Source organism: Maribacter sp. IgM3_T14_3, assembly GCF_049603095.1.
Lineage (GTDB): Bacteria > Bacteroidota > Bacteroidia > Flavobacteriales > Flavobacteriaceae > Maribacter.
This window is the reverse complement of record NZ_CP187138.1, coordinates 2,851,765-2,872,113: the sequence shown is the minus strand read 5'-3', so window position 1 is coordinate 2,872,113 and position 20,349 is coordinate 2,851,765. Positions and strand designations below refer to the sequence as shown.

At 34.7% G+C, this 20,349-nt stretch carries 22 protein-coding genes; 6 read left to right on the top strand and 16 right to left on the bottom strand.

The window, feature by feature from the left end; genetic code table 11:
* Window positions 1-64: 64 nt before the first annotated feature.
* Window positions 65-1,933 carry a carboxypeptidase-like regulatory domain-containing protein gene (locus ACPF9A_RS12840; RefSeq protein WP_423997497.1) on the bottom strand — a complete coding sequence of 623 codons (1,869 nt, stop codon included), beginning with the start codon at window positions 1,931-1,933 and terminating at the stop codon, window positions 65-67.
* A gap of 41 nt (window positions 1,934-1,974) precedes the next feature.
* Window positions 1,975-2,328 carry an MmcQ/YjbR family DNA-binding protein gene (locus ACPF9A_RS12835; RefSeq protein WP_423997496.1) on the bottom strand — a complete coding sequence of 118 codons (354 nt, stop codon included), beginning with the start codon at window positions 2,326-2,328 and terminating at the stop codon, window positions 1,975-1,977.
* A 313-nt stretch (window positions 2,329-2,641) separates the two neighbouring features.
* On the opposite strand from ACPF9A_RS12835, the gene ACPF9A_RS12830 reads away from it, so the two are divergent.
* Both ACPF9A_RS12830 and ACPF9A_RS12825 read left to right on the top strand, forming a co-directional pair.
* Window positions 2,642-3,400, top strand: a complete 759-nt coding sequence (locus tag ACPF9A_RS12830) for a hypothetical protein (protein ID WP_423997495.1) — start codon at window positions 2,642-2,644, stop codon at window positions 3,398-3,400.
* Between the two features lie 43 nt (window positions 3,401-3,443).
* Complete coding sequence (locus ACPF9A_RS12825; protein WP_423997493.1) at window positions 3,444-4,361, top strand: toxin-antitoxin system YwqK family antitoxin; 918 nt, start codon at window positions 3,444-3,446, stop codon at window positions 4,359-4,361.
* Window positions 4,362-4,443: 82 nt separating this feature from the next.
* Here ACPF9A_RS12825 and ACPF9A_RS12820 read toward each other — a convergent pair whose 3' ends face one another.
* Genes ACPF9A_RS12820 through ACPF9A_RS12800 form a run of 5 tightly spaced genes read right to left on the bottom strand, consistent with a single transcriptional unit; the run spans window position 4,444 to window position 7,140 of the window.
* Window positions 4,444-4,992, bottom strand: coding sequence for an N-acetyltransferase family protein (locus tag ACPF9A_RS12820; RefSeq protein ID WP_423997491.1), 549 nt, complete (start codon window positions 4,990-4,992; stop codon window positions 4,444-4,446).
* A gap of 8 nt (window positions 4,993-5,000) precedes the next feature.
* Entirely contained in the window at window positions 5,001-5,360 is a 360-nt protein-coding gene (locus tag ACPF9A_RS12815) for a Dabb family protein (RefSeq protein WP_423997489.1), read from the bottom strand.
* Between the two features lie 58 nt (window positions 5,361-5,418).
* Window positions 5,419-6,039, bottom strand: coding sequence for a DUF4230 domain-containing protein (locus tag ACPF9A_RS12810; protein WP_423997487.1), 621 nt, complete (start codon window positions 6,037-6,039; stop codon window positions 5,419-5,421).
* Window positions 6,032-6,391 (bottom strand): DUF4260 domain-containing protein, encoded by a 360-nt coding sequence (locus tag ACPF9A_RS12805; protein ID WP_423997485.1) that lies wholly within the window; start codon window positions 6,389-6,391, stop codon window positions 6,032-6,034. The genes ACPF9A_RS12810 and ACPF9A_RS12805 overlap by 8 nt, the downstream gene beginning before the upstream one ends.
* A gap of 2 nt (window positions 6,392-6,393) precedes the next feature.
* Window positions 6,394-7,140: a cyclase family protein gene (locus tag ACPF9A_RS12800; protein ID WP_423997483.1), complete on the bottom strand. Its 747-nt coding sequence runs from the start codon at window positions 7,138-7,140 to the stop codon at window positions 6,394-6,396.
* Between the two features lie 793 nt (window positions 7,141-7,933).
* Here ACPF9A_RS12800 and ACPF9A_RS12795 point away from each other — a divergent pair.
* Window positions 7,934-8,224, top strand: coding sequence for a GIY-YIG nuclease family protein (locus ACPF9A_RS12795; RefSeq protein ID WP_423997481.1), 291 nt, complete (start codon window positions 7,934-7,936; stop codon window positions 8,222-8,224).
* A 746-nt stretch (window positions 8,225-8,970) separates the two neighbouring features.
* On the opposite strand, the gene hemW is transcribed toward ACPF9A_RS12795, so the two are convergent.
* From hemW to ACPF9A_RS12760, 7 genes are all read right to left on the bottom strand, one after another.
* Window positions 8,971-10,104, bottom strand: coding sequence for a radical SAM family heme chaperone HemW (gene hemW / locus ACPF9A_RS12790; protein WP_423997479.1), 1,134 nt, complete (start codon window positions 10,102-10,104; stop codon window positions 8,971-8,973).
* A 65-nt stretch (window positions 10,105-10,169) separates the two neighbouring features.
* A complete protein-coding gene (locus ACPF9A_RS12785; RefSeq protein WP_423997477.1) occupies window positions 10,170-10,535 on the bottom strand; it encodes a four helix bundle protein in 366 nt (121 codons plus the stop codon).
* A 64-nt stretch (window positions 10,536-10,599) separates the two neighbouring features.
* On the bottom strand, window positions 10,600-11,154 hold the full coding sequence (ruvC, locus tag ACPF9A_RS12780; RefSeq protein WP_423997476.1) for a crossover junction endodeoxyribonuclease RuvC: 555 nt from the start codon (window positions 11,152-11,154) through the stop codon (window positions 10,600-10,602).
* 5 nt (window positions 11,155-11,159) lie between these two features.
* The gene (locus tag ACPF9A_RS12775) at window positions 11,160-11,636 is read right to left on the bottom strand and encodes a hypothetical protein (RefSeq protein ID WP_423997474.1); all 477 of its coding nucleotides are present in this window, start codon (window positions 11,634-11,636) and stop codon (window positions 11,160-11,162) included.
* A 42-nt stretch (window positions 11,637-11,678) separates the two neighbouring features.
* Window positions 11,679-12,815 carry a tetratricopeptide repeat protein gene (locus ACPF9A_RS12770; protein WP_423997472.1) on the bottom strand — a complete coding sequence of 379 codons (1,137 nt, stop codon included), beginning with the start codon at window positions 12,813-12,815 and terminating at the stop codon, window positions 11,679-11,681.
* Window positions 12,816-12,846: 31 nt separating this feature from the next.
* On the bottom strand, window positions 12,847-14,751 hold the full coding sequence (locus ACPF9A_RS12765) for a TonB family protein (RefSeq protein WP_423997470.1): 1,905 nt from the start codon (window positions 14,749-14,751) through the stop codon (window positions 12,847-12,849).
* On the bottom strand, window positions 14,748-15,110 hold the full coding sequence (locus ACPF9A_RS12760; RefSeq protein ID WP_423997468.1) for a BlaI/MecI/CopY family transcriptional regulator: 363 nt from the start codon (window positions 15,108-15,110) through the stop codon (window positions 14,748-14,750). Before ACPF9A_RS12760 ends, ACPF9A_RS12765 begins: the two co-directional genes overlap by 4 nt.
* Window positions 15,111-15,254: 144 nt before the next feature.
* Here ACPF9A_RS12760 and ACPF9A_RS12755 point away from each other — a divergent pair, with 144 nt between their 5' ends.
* A complete protein-coding gene (locus ACPF9A_RS12755; protein WP_423997466.1) occupies window positions 15,255-15,770 on the top strand; it encodes a DUF456 domain-containing protein in 516 nt (171 codons plus the stop codon).
* A gap of 2 nt (window positions 15,771-15,772) precedes the next feature.
* Here ACPF9A_RS12755 and ACPF9A_RS12750 read toward each other — a convergent pair whose 3' ends face one another.
* Entirely contained in the window at window positions 15,773-16,330 is a 558-nt protein-coding gene (locus tag ACPF9A_RS12750; RefSeq protein ID WP_423997464.1) for a nitroreductase family protein, read from the bottom strand.
* Between the two features lie 160 nt (window positions 16,331-16,490).
* Complete coding sequence (locus ACPF9A_RS12745; RefSeq protein WP_423997462.1) at window positions 16,491-17,384, bottom strand: LysR family transcriptional regulator; 894 nt, start codon at window positions 17,382-17,384, stop codon at window positions 16,491-16,493.
* Between the two features lie 84 nt (window positions 17,385-17,468).
* Here ACPF9A_RS12745 and hutH point away from each other — a divergent pair, with 84 nt between their 5' ends.
* Complete coding sequence (gene hutH / locus ACPF9A_RS12740) at window positions 17,469-19,043, top strand: histidine ammonia-lyase (RefSeq protein WP_423997460.1); 1,575 nt, start codon at window positions 17,469-17,471, stop codon at window positions 19,041-19,043.
* A gap of 4 nt (window positions 19,044-19,047) precedes the next feature.
* Window positions 19,048-20,295 (top strand): imidazolonepropionase, encoded by a 1,248-nt coding sequence (gene hutI, locus ACPF9A_RS12735; protein WP_423997458.1) that lies wholly within the window; start codon window positions 19,048-19,050, stop codon window positions 20,293-20,295.
* Window positions 20,296-20,349: the final 54 nt, after the last annotated feature.

The window sequence follows — 20,349 nt, the reverse complement described above, 5'->3', positions numbered from 1 at the left end:
GAAAAGTTAGAATGAGGGAATGGTGGTTTTGAGTGAGGGAATGGGAAAAAGAGTTTTACAAATATTAAAGCTTTAAAGAAATACCTGTATTTATGGTGATATTATTTCCCAATAGGTCGTTTTGATTTGTATCAATTATAAGGTTATGATTTCCGTTCTTGATAAAAGCTTTCTTACGAAAAAGAAAAAAACCATCTTGTTCCTGAAGAATAATTCCTGTTGTATTATTTAGTGAGAAATTATATCCTACGGACAATAAAAAACTTAATTTTCTACTCTTTTCCAGTTTTAAAAATATACTAGGTTTTACTCTCATTCCCCTTTGGGACATTGTTGCACTTACGTTTTCGCTATCAAAAGATTTATTTTCAATTTTAAAATCTTCTTTTACAGAATAATCTCCAATTTTATAAGCTAATTCCCGATAACCTAAACTTATCCGAGGAGATATAAAGATTGGTCTTCCGGAAGGATTTAAATTAAAATTTTTAGCAAGTACTAAATCATGTGAATTAATGCCAGTACTTGAAAGTTTACTTTCGTTAGAATACCCAATTAAAAAATTAGGTTTAATCGAAAAGAATAGAGAAGAAGTGAAACCAAACGCATTAACTTTTGAACGTACACCATCTTGTTTAATCTCAAATGCCTCATTATCAAACGCCAACTTATATGAATTAATACTTAAAGGTGTCCAGTTGAAACTCATTTCATAAGTAAGTTTGCTTAAAAAGGCTATCAATTTAATAGGTTCAGTTTTTGAGTTTTCTTTTTTGGAATAATCAATGGATTTAAACAAACTCTCAGAAAGAGCATCTGGAGAAATAATGTTATAGTTATTCCAAAAGTTAGGCTTATATTCTTTGGTCTCATCTAAAAGAATATCTTGAAACTGTAATTTTTCTAAATATGGAATATCAGGCATATTACTGTGAACTTCTGTAGTTACATAATTACTAACTAAGTTGAGTAATTTCCCTCTTTTCTTAAAAGCGGTTTCATATTGAGAATTTTTAAATCTCCATTTATTATCTTCCCCTTGTTCATAAGCTAAAGAATAATTTAAAAATTGACGATTGGGTCCAGATAATTCAAAGAAAGATTTTACTTTAACTTCCGCTTTTACTATTGCAAAAGTGGAATCTATCACATAAACATTTCCAGACACTTTATTTTTATTTTCAAAATAAACCTTGTAAATATCCTGATTGTATTGTCGAAGTGTATCTACTATTTTATATTTATATCCATGAATGTTATTTAAAAAATAATCTCTTCTTGACACCATATCAAATCTATGTATATGGTGACTTCCCGCTTTAATCCTTGTACTGAGAGACTCTAGTTGCTCGCTTTCGTATTTACGTAACTCAACTAGTTTGACATCACCAGACTTAGTTGCCCTGGTGTATGCCTTTTTATTAGCTTCGATAACTGCTTCTGCAATATAAATTGGATTTTTATCTTCCTCCCAGGTAGTTGTTTCTCTAAAAAAACCTATGTGCATTTCGTCTTCGACGGGATAGTTATTCGGAATAGCATTTATAACTTTTTGTATTATCTCTTTTCCATAATCTCTAGATAATAAAACCACTTCAGGTAAAACGGTTATATCCTCTTGTAATTCTATGATATGATAGCCATCATTCAAAATAACTTTCTTACTTCTGTATCCTATGGCAGAAATAACTAAACTTAGATTTTTGTCATTTGAATTCGAAACTAGATTAAACAAACCAATATCATTAGATACTGTGCCATTATTTGTATTTTCAATCCGTACGTGAACGAATGGTAAAGGCTCACCATTGGCATCAATTATTTTACCAGAAACAATAGTTTGAGCAAGAATATATTGAAGTGACAATAAAAATAATACTGTAAAAAAAGAGGTCTTGTACTTATCAAAAAACAAATTAAAGAATATTATCATGTTTACCTTTTATTACAAAAATCTTATTACAGTTTTAAATCCTACAAAGCTTCCAACTCCGCCTTCACCTTCTTAGTCAATTTAGAAACTACCAAATCATAAGAATGATCAATAAGTTCTTTTGTAAGTTCTTTAGAAATTCTGTCTAAATACACAGTATTCCAATGCTTTTTACTCATGTGCCAACCTTCTATAATGCCATCATGCTCTTCACGTAGTTCTATGGCTCTTTCTGGATCACACTTTAAATTAACGCGTAGCGGAACATTATCCAAACCGCAAAGGGCGAACATTTTACCCATAACTTTAAATACCAGCGTTGTCTCATTAAAAGGAAAAGATTCTGTTACTCCTTTTTTCGAAATACAATATTCCCGGTATTCTTCGACATTCATTATAATTGATTAATGGTTAAATCGTATGTAGTACAAAGTATTCAGAAATTATTGAATTAAAAAACAGCCTAAGTCAATAAATAGAAAATACCTCATAATTTAGGTATAAAAATATGTTTATAATTTGCAGATTAAGCTTCATAGATAGAAAACAAAGCAATTAAGATTAAAAACCATAAAGCTAAATCATTCTACAGATTAGTTAATCTTAACCAATTTCATCAGTTTTTAGCAGGTCTAAAATTTATCTCTAAAAAATAAAACGGTATAACTTTTTAATTACATTTATTCGAAATTTAACACGAACCATAAAATGAAAAAACTATTTATAATTCCATTCCTTTTTTTACTTTTTTCTTGCTCTACAGATGACTCCGAAACCCCTATATTAAATTTAAATGAAATGCTCATTGAGCAGGTAGATGTGGTTTATGCAAACAATACTTCTTTTAGTAAAAATTATTATTACGTTAATGGTAATGAATTAGAAAGTGTTACCTCATTAAATGGAGATGAAGAGTACACGTATGAAGATGGTTATATCACTAAAATTAAATATACTTCTTCTTCAGGGGCTATTGACGAGCGTTTTTTTACTTATGACACCAATGGCATATTAATTGAAGAAGTAAAACTTTATTACTTAAACTCGGTTGGCGAACGTATTGTATTCACCTATCCAAACGAAACTACTGTTACAACAAACCGTTATGGAGGGGATTTAAATTCGCAAAACACACTAGAATCAACTGGAGTTTATATCTTGGAAAATGGCAGCTTTAATATTCTAAATTTTACAGAAACCACCTTAACTAATCCACAAACCAGGATATTAACGTATTTATACGACAATAAAAAAAGTGTTACCCACGGTATTAAAGATAATATGAAAGGGTTTGAGTATATATTTTCTGGAGAAAATAATGTTTCTAATTATAATTTTAATCTCAACGACCAGGATGTTTACTCTTACTCATCATCTTTCATTTACAATACTGATATTTACCCAACATCAGAGAACCAAACAGATCAAACTGGCGCAGTAAACAGATATAGTTTTTACTACTATTAAATTCGGTAACTACTTCGTGTTAATTAAAAAAGGCACTTAAAAAATGAGAAATCTAATCTTTGTATTGGTTGCAATTTTGAGTTTATTAAGCGTATCTAATACCCTTTATGCGCAAAACGAACTATACCCACAAGTTTGGTTTAATGAGAAAGATGCAAGTTCTAAACTACTAGAAGGCCAAGCTACTATAACCGGAACTGCCTTTACTAAGGAAATTAGTTATATAAAAAGTCAAAAACACAAAGCCCAAGAAAACACCAAAGTATTATTGTTTCCAATGACCGCATATCTTGAAGAGACAATGAAACTGCAAAAAGTTTTATCTGATGTTGGTGGTAAGGTAATTTTGTCTGAAAAAGCATTTAGTTATAGACTTGAAGGATTAACTGATGCTAATGGTAATTTTACTTTTTATAAAATGAAACCCGGCAAGTATTACCTACAATGTAATGTGGAGTTTGTAGGGCATGACGTTGCGCAAAAAGAAGTTGGTCGTACTGATTACTACAATGGTTACGGATATGCAGGATCATCATCTATTTACGAAGCATATAATTACACGTATAATGGCAATCACTTATTGGTGAAAATTGTTGAAATAAAAGAACATGGAGAAATAATTGTTGCTGATTTAAAACCAAGTATTGAATGGTTTAGATCTTATAAAATATTAGGCGCTAAATTGTCTGGTGGAGATAGATGTGGTAAAATGGATGGCAAATATTTTGGAAGATGCACTGAATTTTATGACGATGGGCAACCAAGAATTATAGCTAAATGGAAAGATAATGCACAAGAAGGCACTACTTTAGAATTTTACGAAACCGGAGAACTCCAAATAAAATCTAACTGGAAAAATGGGCAACTTAATGGTGAAGCTATTTATTACAATAAAGACCGATCTGTCATTAAAACAGAAACTTATGTAAACCATATATTAGTTTCAACGACATCTAATTAGATTTCAAAACTTGTAAAACCTATTACAATAATTTATAGCGCCACTAGTGCTACTAATTTCAAAACTATCATTTAACTTCAGCTTATTTAGAAAGTGACTTTTTAGCAATTAGCTTTAAAAAATGGTCGGCGTCTTCCCAAAAATATCTAATCTTAAAAAATGGTTTATCGCCAATATCTTTAGATTCAAGAGTTTCTATGGCTACGCCGCCAATTTTTTCGTAATAAGAAATTGCTGCAGTGTTCGTATCTAACACCCATAAGTAAAAACCATTAGCGCTTTTGCGCTTTAAAATCTCTTCTGCTAAAGCTGCCATTAACTTTGTGCCGACACCTTTACCCTGTATATTTAGGCTAACATGTAAATTATCTAGCAATGTACCAAATTGGGCATTCTCATTAATATAGGCACAGATAAAACCAAGCATATTACCATCTTCTTCCGCTAATAAAACATATTGATCATCTGACGGATGCTGCAATCGGTTCGTCCACTCTTTTAATCGATTATCAAATGCCAAATTATCTAAAAAATCGGCACTAAAAGAAGCGCGGTAATTCTGTTGCCAGCTTACCGCGTGTAAATTGGCAATTCGTTCAATATCATTAGAAGTGCCGTTTCTAAAAATCATGGTACTTCTTAAATACTAGTAGAATCGTAAACGATTACCTTAGACCAAAGGGCACTTGACTCTTCTATAAAGACTTTATGTGGAGCCTCGTCTTGGTATGCTTGCTGAGACTCTGCAGAGTCAAAACTTACAATTAAAGAATACGTAAATGAACCATCTACTACATCTCTACTTGCCTTTGGTGGTCTGCCGATAAATTGCGTTTTGGCATACGCCGAGTTATCTAAAAACTTACGTAAAGAAGTTTCAAAAGCAGTACGGTCTGCTTGATTATCTGGGTTTTTCAACCAAAAAAATACGGTATGGGAAAAATTAGAATCGAATTCTGCCATTTCGTTATTATTTTGACCAAAAGTTACTGTGGTCATTAGTGTTAATACAAGGATACAAATTACGTTTTTCATTATCAATTGTAGTTGTTTGTTGTTATTTTTCGAGTAAGTCAATTTGTTTTTGCGGAATCTTAAGTGCAGAATAGTCAAGTTTCCAGCCAATGGTTTCTACTATTTTTTCCATAATCAAAACAGTTTGTAACGTTTCTTTTCTAGCAGTATCCATCAAGCCGCTTTCAGGAATTTTTTCGCGTATATGTGCTTTTGCCTCTGCATTTAGTTTAGTAAGGTCATCGGGAGCAAAAAAGTTGAAAAATCCGCTTTTAATATCGTAAAATTCCAGCTCTGGCTCAATACTCAACACTTCTGGCTGCGGAAAATTATCGAGAACTATTTTTTTGTTCTTCTCATCGGCATGCATTAATAACTTGCTTAAATCATAGCCAATATGTGCTTTCGCCTTAATGACCACCAGCGCTTTCTTTTTGCTACTTACCAGACTTAGAAAATCTTTTACATTTTCATATTTATAGATTTCTGCAAACTCGCCTTCTACAGAGATCAACTTGCAAACACTTTTCATTTTCTCTAATAACACGGTAGATTGGTGTGTTGTTATCTCTTTACTTTTCTTGCCTTTAAAAAAGTTAAAAAGCCAGTACATACCAATTGCACCTAAAACTAAACCAAGAATGGTATCAAAAATATTATCCATTTTTATTTCCTATTTCTCCTAAATGAGTAAACTTGAACCCTTTATCATATTTGAGTCCGTAGCCAAAGATACGGTCCATGGCTATATGTATAAAAAGAATTGTACCTATTAATTGAATTATAGGCGACATAAAATAGATACCAATAAAGTATAAAAGTATAGCTACACCTCTGTGATGAAACACGTTATAAGAGATTGCGCCTATTTTTGAACCTAGCAAATAACCCAACATAGATATATCTGGGGTCAGAATTAAAACAGGCAGCCACCACCATTGGTAGCCTAATAAGCCGAACATAAAAATGCCAAGAATCATTAAGGCTAACTCTTCTAATTTCAGTAGGTTTTTCATAGTTATTCTATTTTATAAAGTACCGGTCTACTTGGGCTAGCATCATTCTCGAAAGGCGCTACTTGTAAATTTAAAAAGTACGAACCATCAAAAATCGCATCAGGCACAAAAATAAATTCGGTAATAGTTGCGCCAAATCGAACATCGCCATTAAAGTTCCAAAATGCTTTGTGCGCCAAAAGCTTACCATCATCTTTTTCTTTGTCAACAGAAGGTAGGTCTATCAACAAATGCTCTACACCCAATTCCCTTATAAACAACATAGCATCTTCTAATATGTATGGCGGATTCGTATGAGAATATTGCCTATTTCGCTTTGAAACAGTATTAGGTAACGTTCGTATAACTAATGCTGCCGGTGTATGATTACCCAATACATTTTGAAGTTGTTCTTTTGTGATTACCAAATCTCCGTTTTCTTCGGATGGAGTAATCGTAATCACCTCAGCCAAAAAGAAAAACTGCTTTAGATTTTGGTTTACAGATTGATGCTCAGCCGATATATGCCCAACACATTCCGTATGCGTACCATGCGAATGCGGATTGAAAGAAATATCATAAAAATTAGTACTCGAGCCCGCCGCTATACTCCCTGTAAAATTAGCTTCTCTATGAGGCTCTATAGTTGGCGCCTTAACATACCAAGCGTTTACATTATCATCTTCACTAGTAATGGGTATAGAGATATCTAAGGGTTCAGACAGGTCTATATGATACTCTTTAGCATTATCGGTTATGGTAGTTTTCATGGTATTTAACCTCAATTTACATGGTAGCTTTGAAATAAGAAAATTACAACTTTTTGGGCGGTTATTATTAAAGATTATAGAGGAGAGAGGTATTTGTGTTCCAAACCTGTTCTCGATACATTTTCTTGCAGAAAACACTCGAACTGACAATTCGTTTTACTTTAACTCTTTATAAACAGATTATTTCAAAAACCATGTCACTTCGAGTGGATTTACGAGGCACGAGAAAATTTGTATCGAGAACTCGTATGTTCCAATGCTGTTCTAGTTCTCTAATCAGAAATTAGTGAAATCGAGAAGTTTTCGTATTCCGAACCTGTTCTCGATACATTTTCTTGCAGAAAACACTCGAACTGACAATTCGTTTCCTCATAACTTTCTGATTTGATGTTACAATGTCACTTCAAGTGGATTTTTGAGGTACGAGAAAATTTGTATCGAGAACTCGTATGTTCCTAGCCTGTTCTCGATACTATTTTATATTTCCGTTCCACTTCAATAAAAAATCACTCGAACTGACAATTCGTTTTACTTTAACTCTTTATAAACAGATTATTTCAAAAACCCATGTCACTTCGAGTGGATTTACAAGGCACGAGAAAATTTGTATCGAGAACTCGTATGTTCCTAGCCTGTTCTCGATACTTTTTCTTGCAGAAAACACTCGAACTGACAGTACGTTTCCTTTTAACCCTCTGATTTGATGTTACAATGTCACTTCGAGTGAATTTCGAGGCACGAGAAATTTGTATCGAGAACTCGTATGTAACAATCTAAATCGTAAATTGAAAAGGTGATAACATACTACGTTTACATACTAAAATGTGCCGACAGCACTTTTTACACAGGTATAACCTCTAACCTTACTACAAGGTTAGAATCGCACCAATCTGGCAGTTATAAAGATAGTTACACCAGCAAAAGAAGACCTGTTACACTTGCTTTTTATTGTGAATTTACTGACCCCAATATGGCTATCGAAACCGAAAAACGGATAAAAAAATGGTCAAAAGCAAAGAAACAAGCGCTTATTGATGGGGAGTATGATGATTTACCAAATCTTGCGAAAAAGAAGTTTTCGTAAAGGCGAGGGGTATTCGTGTTCCAAACCTGTTCTCGATACATTTTCTTGCAGAAAACACTCGAACTGACAACACGTTTCCCATAACTTTCTGATTTGATGTTACAATGTCACTTCGAGTGAATTTTTGAGGTACGAGAAAATTTGTATCGAGAACTCGTATGTTCCTAGTCTGTTCTCGATACTATTTTATATTTCCGTTCCACTTCAATAAAAAATCACTCGAACTGACAGTCCGTTTTACTTTAACTATAGCAGATAGATTATTACAAGTACTCATGTCACTTCGAGTGGATTTTTGAGGTACGAGAAAATTTGTATCGAGAACTCGTATGTTCCTAGCCTGTTCTCGATACTATTTTATATTTCCGTTCCACTTCAATAAAAAATCACTCGAACTGACAGTCCGTTTTACTTTAACTATAGCAGATAGATTATTACAAGTACTCATGTCACTTCGAGTGGATTTTTGAGGTACGAGAAAATTTGTATCGAGAACTCGTATGTTCCTAGCCTGTTCTCGATACTATTTTATATTTCCGTTCTACTCCAATAAAAAATCACTCGAACTGACAGTCCGTTTTACTTTAACTATAGCAGATAGATTATTACAAGTACTCATGTCACTTCGAGTGAATTTTTGAGGCACGAGAAAATTTGTATCGAGAACTCGACTGTTCCTAGCCTTTTCTAGACACCTAACAACCAGCAAGCAATTTCTTTTCAAAAACACTCGAACTGACAGTTCGTTATTTCAAATTCAACATAAACAAATCTGCCGCGATGCCATCGGCTAAAAACATGCCTTTTTTGGTGGTTTTTAGAATATCACCATCTACAAAAAGTAAATGCTCTTCTATAAATTTATCGGCTTGCATTAACACGTACTCTTTGTATTTAGGTCCGAATTCAATTGTTATTCTATTTAACGAAACTCCCCAAATAGTGCGTAAGCCTGTCATAATATATTCGTTGTAATTATCGGTCTTAGAAAGTACTTCGACTTCCATCGGTAAAATGTTTTGTTCTATGGATTTTATGTATTTCGGATTATTATTAATATTCCACCCTCTACGTACACCGTCAAAAGAATGTGCAGACGGACCAATACCTATATATTTTTTCTGCTGCCAATAGGCGGAATTGTTTTTAGAGTAATACCCTGGTTTTCCAAAATTGGATATTTCATAACAATCAAATCCTGATGCCAATAAAGAATCGTTTAACTGGTTGAAATGTTCTTGTGTCTCTTCATCGGATGCGGGTGTAATCAATCCTTCTTCCACAAACTTCGCCAGTGCGGTTTTGGGCTCTACCGTAAGGGCATAACTTGAGATATGCGGAATCCCGAAACCGAGTGCTTTATCAATATTCTGTTTCCAACGCTCTAAAGTCATATTGGGCATTCCGTAAATAAGGTCAATGGAAATGTTATCGAAATGCTCCCTAGCCAGTTGAAGACTTTTTTCTGCCTCTAAGGCATTGTGCGCCCTGTTCATTAATTTTAAATCTTCCTCAAAAAAAGATTGAATTCCAATACTCAATCGGTTGATTGGGCTAGCTGCCAGCTGCAGTATTTTCTCTTCGGATAAATCATCAGGATTCGCCTCTAACGTAATTTCCGGATTACTCACAACACCATAATGTTCACGAACCGCATCTATCAATTGCTCAATTTCCGAAGTCTCCAAAACAGAAGGCGTGCCACCACCAAAGTATATTGTCGCGACGGACTCCCCAGAGAACTCCGCCTTTCGGAGTTCTAACTCTTTACACAATGCATTTACCATCACCTCTTTCTTCCCCATTGTGGTAGAAAAATGAAAATCACAATAGTGACATGCTTGTTTACAAAATGGAATGTGGATGTAAATTCCGGACATAGTTTCAGTTTTCAGTGGGCAGTACCAGCATTCAGTAGGCAGTACCAGTATTCAGTTTACAGTTCTTAGTTTGAACCAAATTTACTTGGGTTATTAATCATATAGTTTAACAGCTTTCCAACTTCTTCACTATCTTTTATAAAATCATTAAATGTTATTTGGTCAATATAGTCACATTTAAATGCAAACTCTAGCCAGGTTTGAGTTTCTGAATTTTCAGCATCACTATCGGTTAACTTACTTATAAAGTGCTTAGGATAACTTCTTTTACGATAGGCTTCTGCAATATTAGCACTTACACTTCTAGAGGAACGTCTAATTTGGTCAGTCAAAGAATATTTCTCTTCTTTAGGAAAAGATTTTGAAGTATGAAATATCTTCATTGCAAGTGCTAAAGACTTTTTGTAAGCCAACAAATCTTGAAACTGCATAAATTGTTTTTACTGGTTAGTGCTACTGAAATATGTTACTGAATACTGGTACTGCCCACTGAAACTATTTTTTAATTCGTTTCTCATTCTGCTTTACAAATGCATCCCAGCCAGAATAATTTTTACCAACCTCTATTTTACCTGCATTATAAAAATGACATACAGCGGCGGCTAAACCATCTGTACTATCTAGATTTTTTGGTAGTGTTTTTAGACCTAATAGGCTCTGTAGCATTTTTGCAACCTGCTCTTTACTGGCATTTCCGTTTCCGGTGACTGCCATTTTAATTTTTTTGGGTAAATATTCTGTAATAGGTATCTGACGCGATAGTCCCGCTGCCATGGCAACTCCTTGTGCTCTGCCTAGTTTCAACATCGATTGAACGTTCTTACCGAAGAAAGGTGCTTCAATAGCAATCTCGTCTGGGTGATAAGTATCGATCAATTCTATCGTACGCTCAAAGATGATTTTTAATTTGGTATATGGGTCGCTGTATTTTTGAAGAAGCAATTCGTTCATTTGAAGAAATTCCATCTTTTTACCCACCACTTTTATGAGTCCGAAACCCATAATAGTCGTACCTGGGTCAATACCCAATATTATTTTCTCGTTCGCCAAAATGCTTAGTTTGTATTTAATTGAACCGGAATTCGATATTTGGTATTCACCGGAATTCCTCTTTTTAAAGCGGGTGCAAGTTTAGGAAGATTCTTTAAGCTTTGGGTAATTACACCATCAAATTCTGGCATTTGATTTAAAACAAATGCGTTCTTTTCAATAGTTGCAACATTGATTCTACCCAAGGTGTCTATCACAAAAATGACATCAACCGTTTCACTTTCCTTATCGGTCAAGGTAAATTCAAAATCATTTAATGTTTCTTGAAAATGGGAGATTAAGGTTTCTTCAAAGCAAATTTTCTGCTGTTCCTTAGTAACAGCTTCATCGCAGGTATAGAAAAACGGATAAGAATCGACACTGTTCCAATCGATATGGCGTAATTCCTCATCTATAAGCTCTTGTGTTCTTTTTTGTTTTGAGTCAAAGAATGAACATGAACTTATCAGTATCATTAAAAGAAAAAATACAATTCGTTTCATTACACCTATTCTACAGGTGAAATTACGATTTTTTTAAGGAGTTTATTCTTTAGTAAAATGGATTTCCTCCTTTAACTCTGAGATTCGTTTTCTCGCAGTTTCGTAATAGAATGGATGCTCGTTCGGGTAGTGCTTTAAGAAATTCTCATAATAATTTAATTTCTTCTGCAGGTCAGTGCTAAATTGATCATAAGTAGTCGCTAAATTATAGTAAACACGCGCATCAGAATTATCTTCTAGGTGCGCCCTTTCGAAGAATTTAAATGCTGTTTTAAAATCTTTTTGCTCACGGGCGATATATGCCAATTGGCTATAGCCATTTACGAAAATGGGTTTTTGAACGGCCATTGCCTTGTTAATGAAAATTTTCGCGCTATCTAATTTGCTTTCTTTTTGATAAACGCTGGCTAGGTCAAAATAGGTCTGTGAATTGGTGTCATCTCTTTTCAACAAAACGGCATAAGCTTCTTTGGCTTTATTGAACTCCCAATTTTTGTTATAGGAAATTCCCAATTTTTCATAGACATAATCTTTATCCTTCCCAAGTTCTATAACCTTTTCAAATAGGGGAATTGCCTTCTCGAATTGAGAATCGTTGAATAGCACCAATGCATGTAAATTTATGAGGGACACATCATTCTCATAAAAATTCAATCCCATTATAATATACTTCAAAGCGTTATCGCGTTCTCGTTTTATGGTGTAATATTTAGCGAGCTGAAAAAGGCTTCTAAGATTTGTACTATCTAGGCTAATTGCTTTTTTGTATTGCTCTAAACTTTCTTCTGATAAGTTCAAGTTTCTATTGGCTTCACCTAAATAAAACTGAAATTCAGGATTGTCTGTATTAACGTCTGTTAAATTGGTAAACACAGATTTAGCTTCTTCAAATCGGTTCATTTTTAATAATAATTTACCTAATTCTAATTGAGCAAGCTGATTAACAACATCTTCATCAACCACATATTGGTATTGTTTAATCGCTTTCTCATAATTACCAATAGCGTTGTAACTTCTTGCAATTTGAAGTGCAGAAGAAAGTCCGCCTACTTTAGAATATTCATTTATCGCTTTTGAATAATTACCAATGGTGTATAAACTGTCTGCGATCGAAAAAGCCGAGGTTTGCGCCTCGGCTCTAGAAAATAATAGTATTATTAAAATAAAAAGATGCTTCACCTATATTAGATATGTTATTAAAAAACTAAAATCAGGACTTAGCTTTAAGGTTTAAACTAGGTAGACCTTCAAACTCGAACTTTAATATTTTGCCCTCTTCAATTTGAATGGTGAAATTACCCTCAAAATCAGATATTACAGCTCTTTCAGTACCCTGAACAATTATATCCACACCTGGTATACCCATGTTTAATTCATCAGAGACTTTGCCTTTGTAATACGTTTTAAGACCATCATTAACAAGATTTCCTTGTACTTGCATACGTCCAGTTTCAGAAGTTTGATTTTCTTCAATTTTTAGTTTAAAAGTAACAGGAATAGAATAAGGTACATTTACTGCTTTACCTTTTTGCTTACCTGGTGTCATATTAGGTAATCTTTTCATAATACGTTCCACCTCATTTTCCAATAACTTATCTGGACCGCGCATTTTAATGTTTTCAATTTTACCCTCAGAAGTTATCATAAACATAGTACTTACTCTACCTTGAATACCTGCTTCTTGAGCTGCTTTAGGATAATTAAAGTTTTTACTGATATGTAGTTCCATTTTTTCATTAAAACAAGTGCGCTTATCAGCAGCATCTTCACAGCCTGGGAAAACTGGGACTTCATCGACTACGGCAAAAGGTATATCCCCTTCATTTAAGTATAGTTCTTCTTCAACATCAGAATCATCACCGTCATCCAACTTAAACTGAACAGGAATAGAAAAAGGAACATTCACAGCCACACCATCATTTTTTCCAGGTGTCATTTTTGGTAATCTTTTAATAATACGTTCAACCTCATCTTCGAGTAATTTATCTGGACCTCGCAGTTTAATATTCTCTATAATTCCCTCAGAATTAATATTGAACATAACACTTACCCTACCCTCAATATTTGCATCTTGAGCCTCCTGTGGGTAATTAAAATGTTTACCAATATGCTGTTGTATTTTCTCATTAAAGCAGGCACGTTTATCTTCAGCATCTTCACATCCAGGAAAAATTGGGGCTTCGTCAACAACAGCATAAGAAAATTCTAAACTTGATTTTAAACTAGTACTATCGATTGTTTCTTTACTATCAGATTTAGGGTCAACTTCACAACTTGTGTACAACAACATTCCCAGCACCATAGGCACTAATAGTAAATACTTCAACTGCCATACTTTTTTTGATTTTGATTTTTGTAACATGATTATTCGTTTTTTGATTAATGATTGTGTAAAAAATTGATTGATGAATGATATATGTTCGGTTTGAAAAACCTGAGCCAACAACTGCTCATAATGATCAGATTTATGTTCTTTTGATACTTGAACATCGGCAATAAACTCATGTAATTCTGAAATGCGATTTTGATACACGTACACCAGCGGATTAAACCAGCCTACAATTCTCATAAACTCAAAGAACAACAAGTCGTACGTATGCCTTTGTTTAATATGTACCAATTCATGAGCAATTATGGCATCATGTTTCATTTTCAACACCTTATCTCCAATAAAAATGGATTTAAAGAATGAAAAAGCAATGCTGCTATTTTCTATAACAATCTGGGTAAACAAAGGGTAAGAAATCTTTTCCCCGCTCTTTCTCAAGAGATATAATTGTCTGATTTTTAGTATAAAAAACAACGATGCCAAAAGCATTCCGCCATAAAAAACACCTTCTTGCCAAGTAAGATTCCAGCTGACCGATTCCTGAACTTGAACCACAACCGCTTCATTTTGTAATCCCCATAAATACTCAGGATACCGCGCAATTGTTTGTGGCACTTGCTGCTTAAAAGCTTCTATTTTTACCCAAGGCAATACCAAAGACAAAACAAAGGTTCCGATTAAATACACTCTGTTCCATTGAAAAAAGGTTTCTTTCTTTAGAAAAAAGTCATAAATAACTAAAAAAAGAAGCTGAAAGGCGATGCACTCCAAAATATATTGTATCATGGTTTCTCCTTTTTAATTTCATTCAATACCGACTCCAATTCAGAAAGGCTCATATCATTTTTCTTCGCAAAAAACGACACCATACTTTTAAATGAACCTTGAAAATAGCCGTCTACCAATTTGTTGATCGACTGATTACTGTAATCTGATTTCATCACCAAAGGGAAATACAAATACCCTTTTCCTAACTGTTCATGATCCACAAAACCCTTGCTTTCTAAAATTCTAACAATTGTAGAAACGGTATTATATGCCGGTTTTGGTTCAGGTAATTTTTCAATGATCGATGCTACGTTACATTTCTGTAATTCCCATAGCACAATCATTACTTCTTCCTCTGCTTTTGTCAACTGCTTCATTCAACTAATCTTTTAGTTCTATGCTCAAATATAACTAAATATTTAGTTTAAACTAATTTTATAGTTGAAAAAATCACTTTTGATAGGTGTTCATGTAACAAATGCAACCTATATTAGTCTTATAAGCAACACTTACTATTTACAATGGATATATTTTTATTAGTACTAGGATTCATTTTAATGCTCGTAGGCATTTTAGGAAGCTTCTTACCAGTGTTACCTGGTCCACCAATTAGTTGGGTAGGTTTACTTTTGTTGTACTCTACCAGCGCAATTACCATGAATTGGACGTTTCTAGGGATTACACTAGCTATAGCTTTAATTGTTTTCGGATTAGATTATGTTATACCAGCCATTGGAACAAAAAAGTTTGGAGGCACAAAAGCGGGAGTTATCGGCACCACCGTAGGATTGTTAGTCGCCTTAATATTCCCTGTACTCGGACCATTCGGAATTATTATATGGCCTTTTGTGGGTGCTTTAGTAGGAGAATTACTGAACAAGGCGGACAAAAAAACCGCTACGAAAGCGGCTTTTGGTTCTTTTTTAGGATTTTTGACAGGTACTTTTTTGAAATTTATGGTCGCTGTTGTCTATTTAGGACTCTTCATTTCAAAAGCTTGGGAGCATAGTAATGCCTTATTTCCTTACTTTAATTAAACTTACTCGGTTATCCATTCTGTTTTAGATGCAATTGGCTCTCGTTTACCTTCAGTCAATTCGCCATCGAAATTACCCATGTAGAAAAAACCTAGGCATTTTTCGCCTTCGGCTAAACTTAAAAACTCACCCATGTGTTTTATGAGTCCCGGTGAAGACCAGTAAGACCCAATACCCATTTCAGTACATTGTAACCACATATTCTGTACTGCCATAGCTACAGCAGCTACTTCTTCCCATTCTGGTAGAGATTCTTTAGGGTCTCTTTGCATGCAAATTGCAATTATAGCACTTGCCATTTGCGGATTCTCTTGAAGTTTTTTAACCTTCATAGCTTTTGGCTTTGGGTCCACTTCCTCATACTTTTTAGATAGAAAAATACCCAATCTTTTTTTAGCATCACCTTGTATTACCTTAAAACGCCATGGTTCTGTACACTTATGGTTAGGTGCCCAATTCGCAGCTTCTAATACCTTTTCAATATCTGACTTCGCAATTGATGTATCATTATATTGCACCGGAAATACCGAGCGTCTCTTTTTAATTATATCTAATATCATAAATTTCGTTGTTCGTTGTTCGTTGTTCGCTGTTCGCTGCGCGCATAGCGCAATTCGCAGCAAGCTCTATTTTCTAAATTCTATTCTCTTTTTTTTATTCTCTCTTTTCTAATCTAAGTAAAATTAAGATTTGAAAAGCTCATTCTGTGTTAGATAAGTATTAAAACTTATCCTCTAACAACAACTCCATACAATTCTTAAGAACAGGGTTGGTATGTTCCTTTTTCCAAATAACCGATAATTCTGCTCGCTGGGGAATGTCTTTTAATTCCACAAACTTTACGCGCATTTGAAATCCGTTTTGCAAAGATGTAGGAACAATGGCGATTCCCATTTGATTTTCTACTAGCTTAAAAATAGTGTGGGCATGAACAGATTTGTGTGAGACTTTAGGTGCAAAACCGGCATCTTGACATATACTTAAAATGGTTTCATAATATAACGGACTATAAGCCTGACTGAATAAAATAAATTCTTCATTCGCAAATCGCTCCATTCCGTCAAACTCTCTCGTTAACATCGGGTATCTTTCTGGTAACACTAAAGAAAAGGTATCGGTCAAAATAGTTTTCATTTCTAGGGTACTTGGCACCCTAGAAACACGCACAAAACCCATATCTAACTGATCATTTAATACCGCATCAACCTGAGCAAAATTAGATAGCTCCTCTAAAGACGTTTTCACCTTCGGGTATTTTTCTTTTATACCCAATAATAGTTTGGGTATTACTTGTTGCATAGCCGAGCCTAAAAATCCGATTCGTAACTCTCCACTATTACCATCACCCACTAGTTTCAGTTGTCTTTCTACCTGCTCCATATGGTTAAAAATAAATTCAACCTCTTTCTTTAGGTAATGCCCGGCAGGGGTTAACGCAACTTTTTTCTTATTTCGCTCAAACAGTTGAGTTTCTAAAATATCTTCCATCTGCTTTATCTGCCTGCTGAGTCCCGGTTGCGAAATAAATAATTTTTCTGCAGCCTTTCTAAAGTGTAATTCTTGCGCTACTGCTAGAAAGTAAGTTAAATGGCGTAATTCTATCTGATTACTCATAGTTATGGATTGATGACAAAATTGATATTACCAAGTATCAAAAATAGGTATTAATTTTAATTATAATATTCAAGACAGAAAGCTATGAGCAAACAGACGTTTAAATTGGGCGAAGATTGGCTAACAGCCGGTAAAGCAATGCAAATTGTTCATGGTGAAATTAGCTCCATACTGTCAAAAGCTACAGAAGACAAAATAACTAAAAGCTGGAAAATTGTACAAAACATTGTAGATAAAGGTGATCCTGTTTATGGTATAAATACCGGCTTCGGGCCATTATGTACCACCAAGATTTCTAAGTCAGAAACCAATATTCTACAAACCAATATACTTCAAAGTCACAGTGTTGGTGTTGGTGACCCTATAGCAAAAGACATTGCAAAATTAATGCTGATTCTTAAAGCACAATCGTTGGCAAAAGGTTATTCGGGTATTGCATTGAATACACTAAATAGAATTATCTGGCATATCGATAATGATGCTATTCCCGTTGTTCCATCGCAAGGATCAGTAGGTGCATCAGGAGATTTAGCCCCGCTTTCCCATTTATTTTTACCGCTTATTGGTTTAGGTAAAGTGGAATATAACAACGAAACCATTACAACGAAGACACTTCTTGAACGGACAGGACTAGAACCAATAGCACTTGGTCCAAAAGAAGGACTTGCTCTTATTAACGGAACTCAATTTATAGCTGCACATGCTGTAAAAGTAGTTACCCAATTACATTCAATTTTGGCACAAGCAGATGTTATTGGTGCTATGATGATAGAAGGTTTGCAAGGTTCTGTTAAACCATTTTATAATGAACTGCATGCCCTTCGTCCATTTAAAGGTAACGTACATGTAGCTAAACGCGTAAAAAAATTATTGAAGGGTTCTGAAATTATGGAAGCCCATGTAGATTGTGAGAAAGTACAAGACCCCTACTCCATCCGTTGTATTCCTCAAGTTCATGGAGCTTCGCGTACCGCATGGTTACATTTAAAGGAATTATTGGAAGTAGAATTAAACTCAGTAACAGATAATCCGGTAATTATCGATGAAGAATTGACTATAAGTGGTGGTAATTTTCACGGTCAACCGTTAGCAATGGCACTAGATTATGCTTGTTTAGCGGCATCCGAAATCGGTAATATATCTGACCGTCGCATTTATTTATCCTTAGAAGGTAATAGTCCCGGTGTACCAAAATTATTGATGAACGATACCGGCATAAATTCCGGATACATGATTTTGCAATATACAACCGCAGCATTGGCAAGTGAAAATAAAGGTCTTTGTTTCCCTTCAAGTGCAGATAGTATTCCTACTTCTCTAGGTCAAGAAGACCATGTAAGCATGGGGTCTATTGGTGGTAGAAAAGCGTTACAAGTTATTGGTAATGTTGAAAAGATATTGGCAATTGAATTATTAACGGCAGCACAGGCATTTGAATTTAGAAAACCGTTGAAGTCGGGCATCTATTTAGACGAGGTACATAATGCCGTACGTGAACAAGTGCCTTTCGCCAGTAAAGACCGCGTATTTTCTGAAGATATTGAAAAGGGTATTGCTATGATTAAAGATCAGACAATACTTAAAGTAATAGATCGTGTTCAAGCAGAACATAACATATCTTTAAAGACAAAACACTCAGAAGAGTTCGAAAACTACTAGTTGTATGAAAAAGAGAACCTTAATAGGTCCGTTTAAACAGATTATCCCCATGACGGGAATAAACCTCAAAGGCGCAATTTCTGATCATGAACTTGAGGTGATTGTTGACGGGGGAATTTTAATCGAAGACAACCTCATCGCAGCCACAGGTGATTTTGAGGACTTAAAATTAGCATATCCAGAAGCAGAGATTCATCTATTAAAAGGAAATCATGTTTGTGTACCTGGTTTCGTTGATGCGCATACCCATATTTGTTTTGGCGGATCTCGTGCTAAAGACTTTGCCATGCGAAATGCCGGAAAATCATATTTAGAAATTGCACATGCCGGTGGTGGAATTTGGGATACGGTTACCCAAACCAGAAAAGCGAGTATTGAAGAACTGACCAAAAACACCATCAAAAGAGCAAATCGTCATCTTAAAAATGGAACGACTACTATTGAGGTTAAAAGCGGCTACGGACTAACAGTTTTTGAAGAGCTGAAAATGCTACGTGCTATTAAAGGAGCCAATGAGCAAGCATTGCCAGAATTGATTTCTACTTGCCTTGCAGCGCACATGTTACCTAAAGATTTTGATGGCTCAGAAACAGAATATTTAAAAATGATTTCTGAGGAGTTATTTCCCATTCTTAAAGAAGAAAATCTAACACACCGTATTGATGCTTTTATAGAACAAAGTGCTTTTTCTGCGGATGATATACAGGCATATTTTTCAAAAGCCAGTGAAATGAATTTTGATATCACCGTTCACGCAGACCAATTTTCTGCAGGTGGCAGTAAAGTTGCTATGGATTTTAATTCAATAAGTGCAGATCATTTAGAAGCAAGCGGAGATACAGAAATAGAATTGTTAGCACAAAGCGATACTATTTCTGTTGCACTACCAGGAGCCTCCATTGGTTTAGGATGCGATTTTACTCCCGCTCGTAAATTGTTAGATGCAGGTGCGGCACTTGCAATCGCGAGTGATCACAACCCTGGTTCTGCACCAATGGGCGATTTACTGACCCTAGCCAGTATTCTTGGAACATTTCAAAAATTAACGAATGCCGAGGTCTTGGCAGGAATCACTTTTAGAGCAGCAGCTGCATTAAAATTACATGACCGAGGAAAATTGCAAGCGGGTTTACTTGCAGATTTAGTAGTTTTTCACTCAGATAATTACCAAGATATTCTTTACAACCAAGGGAATCTAAAACCGTGTATGGTTTGGAAAAATGGAGCGTTGGTTTTTGATAGGCATAAGTAGTTGTTGGTTGTTGGTTGTTGGTTGTTGGTTAAAATTATAAAATAAATGTCTGGT

What these genes read in the sequence shown, in the direction of transcription:
- ACPF9A_RS12840 (WP_423997497.1), bottom strand. Translation starts at nt 1,933, where the DNA reads ATGATAATATTCTTTAATTTGTTTTTTGATAAGTACAAGACCTCTTTT.
- ACPF9A_RS12835 (WP_423997496.1), bottom strand. Translation starts at nt 2,328, where the DNA reads ATGAATGTCGAAGAATACCGGGAATATTGTATTTCGAAAAAAGGAGTA.
- ACPF9A_RS12830 (WP_423997495.1), top strand. Translation starts at nt 2,642, where the DNA reads ATGAAAAAACTATTTATAATTCCATTCCTTTTTTTACTTTTTTCTTGC.
- ACPF9A_RS12825 (WP_423997493.1), top strand. Translation starts at nt 3,444, where the DNA reads ATGAGAAATCTAATCTTTGTATTGGTTGCAATTTTGAGTTTATTAAGC.
- ACPF9A_RS12820 (WP_423997491.1), bottom strand. Translation starts at nt 4,992, where the DNA reads ATGATTTTTAGAAACGGCACTTCTAATGATATTGAACGAATTGCCAAT.
- ACPF9A_RS12815 (WP_423997489.1), bottom strand. Translation starts at nt 5,360, where the DNA reads ATGACCACAGTAACTTTTGGTCAAAATAATAACGAAATGGCAGAATTC.
- ACPF9A_RS12810 (WP_423997487.1), bottom strand. Translation starts at nt 6,039, where the DNA reads ATGGATAATATTTTTGATACCATTCTTGGTTTAGTTTTAGGTGCAATT.
- ACPF9A_RS12805 (WP_423997485.1), bottom strand. Translation starts at nt 6,391, where the DNA reads ATGAAAAACCTACTGAAATTAGAAGAGTTAGCCTTAATGATTCTTGGC.
- ACPF9A_RS12800 (WP_423997483.1), bottom strand. Translation starts at nt 7,140, where the DNA reads ATGAAAACTACCATAACCGATAATGCTAAAGAGTATCATATAGACCTG.
- hemW (WP_423997479.1), bottom strand. Translation starts at nt 10,104, where the DNA reads ATGTCCGGAATTTACATCCACATTCCATTTTGTAAACAAGCATGTCAC.
- ACPF9A_RS12785 (WP_423997477.1), bottom strand. Translation starts at nt 10,535, where the DNA reads ATGCAGTTTCAAGATTTGTTGGCTTACAAAAAGTCTTTAGCACTTGCA.
- ACPF9A_RS12775 (WP_423997474.1), bottom strand. Translation starts at nt 11,636, where the DNA reads ATGAAACGAATTGTATTTTTTCTTTTAATGATACTGATAAGTTCATGT.
- ACPF9A_RS12765 (WP_423997470.1), bottom strand. Translation starts at nt 14,751, where the DNA reads ATGATACAATATATTTTGGAGTGCATCGCCTTTCAGCTTCTTTTTTTA.
- ACPF9A_RS12760 (WP_423997468.1), bottom strand. Translation starts at nt 15,110, where the DNA reads ATGAAGCAGTTGACAAAAGCAGAGGAAGAAGTAATGATTGTGCTATGG.
- ACPF9A_RS12755 (WP_423997466.1), top strand. Translation starts at nt 15,255, where the DNA reads ATGGATATATTTTTATTAGTACTAGGATTCATTTTAATGCTCGTAGGC.
- ACPF9A_RS12750 (WP_423997464.1), bottom strand. Translation starts at nt 16,330, where the DNA reads ATGATATTAGATATAATTAAAAAGAGACGCTCGGTATTTCCGGTGCAA.
- ACPF9A_RS12745 (WP_423997462.1), bottom strand. Translation starts at nt 17,384, where the DNA reads ATGAGTAATCAGATAGAATTACGCCATTTAACTTACTTTCTAGCAGTA.
- hutH (WP_423997460.1), top strand. Translation starts at nt 17,469, where the DNA reads ATGAGCAAACAGACGTTTAAATTGGGCGAAGATTGGCTAACAGCCGGT.
- hutI (WP_423997458.1), top strand. Translation starts at nt 19,048, where the DNA reads ATGAAAAAGAGAACCTTAATAGGTCCGTTTAAACAGATTATCCCCATG.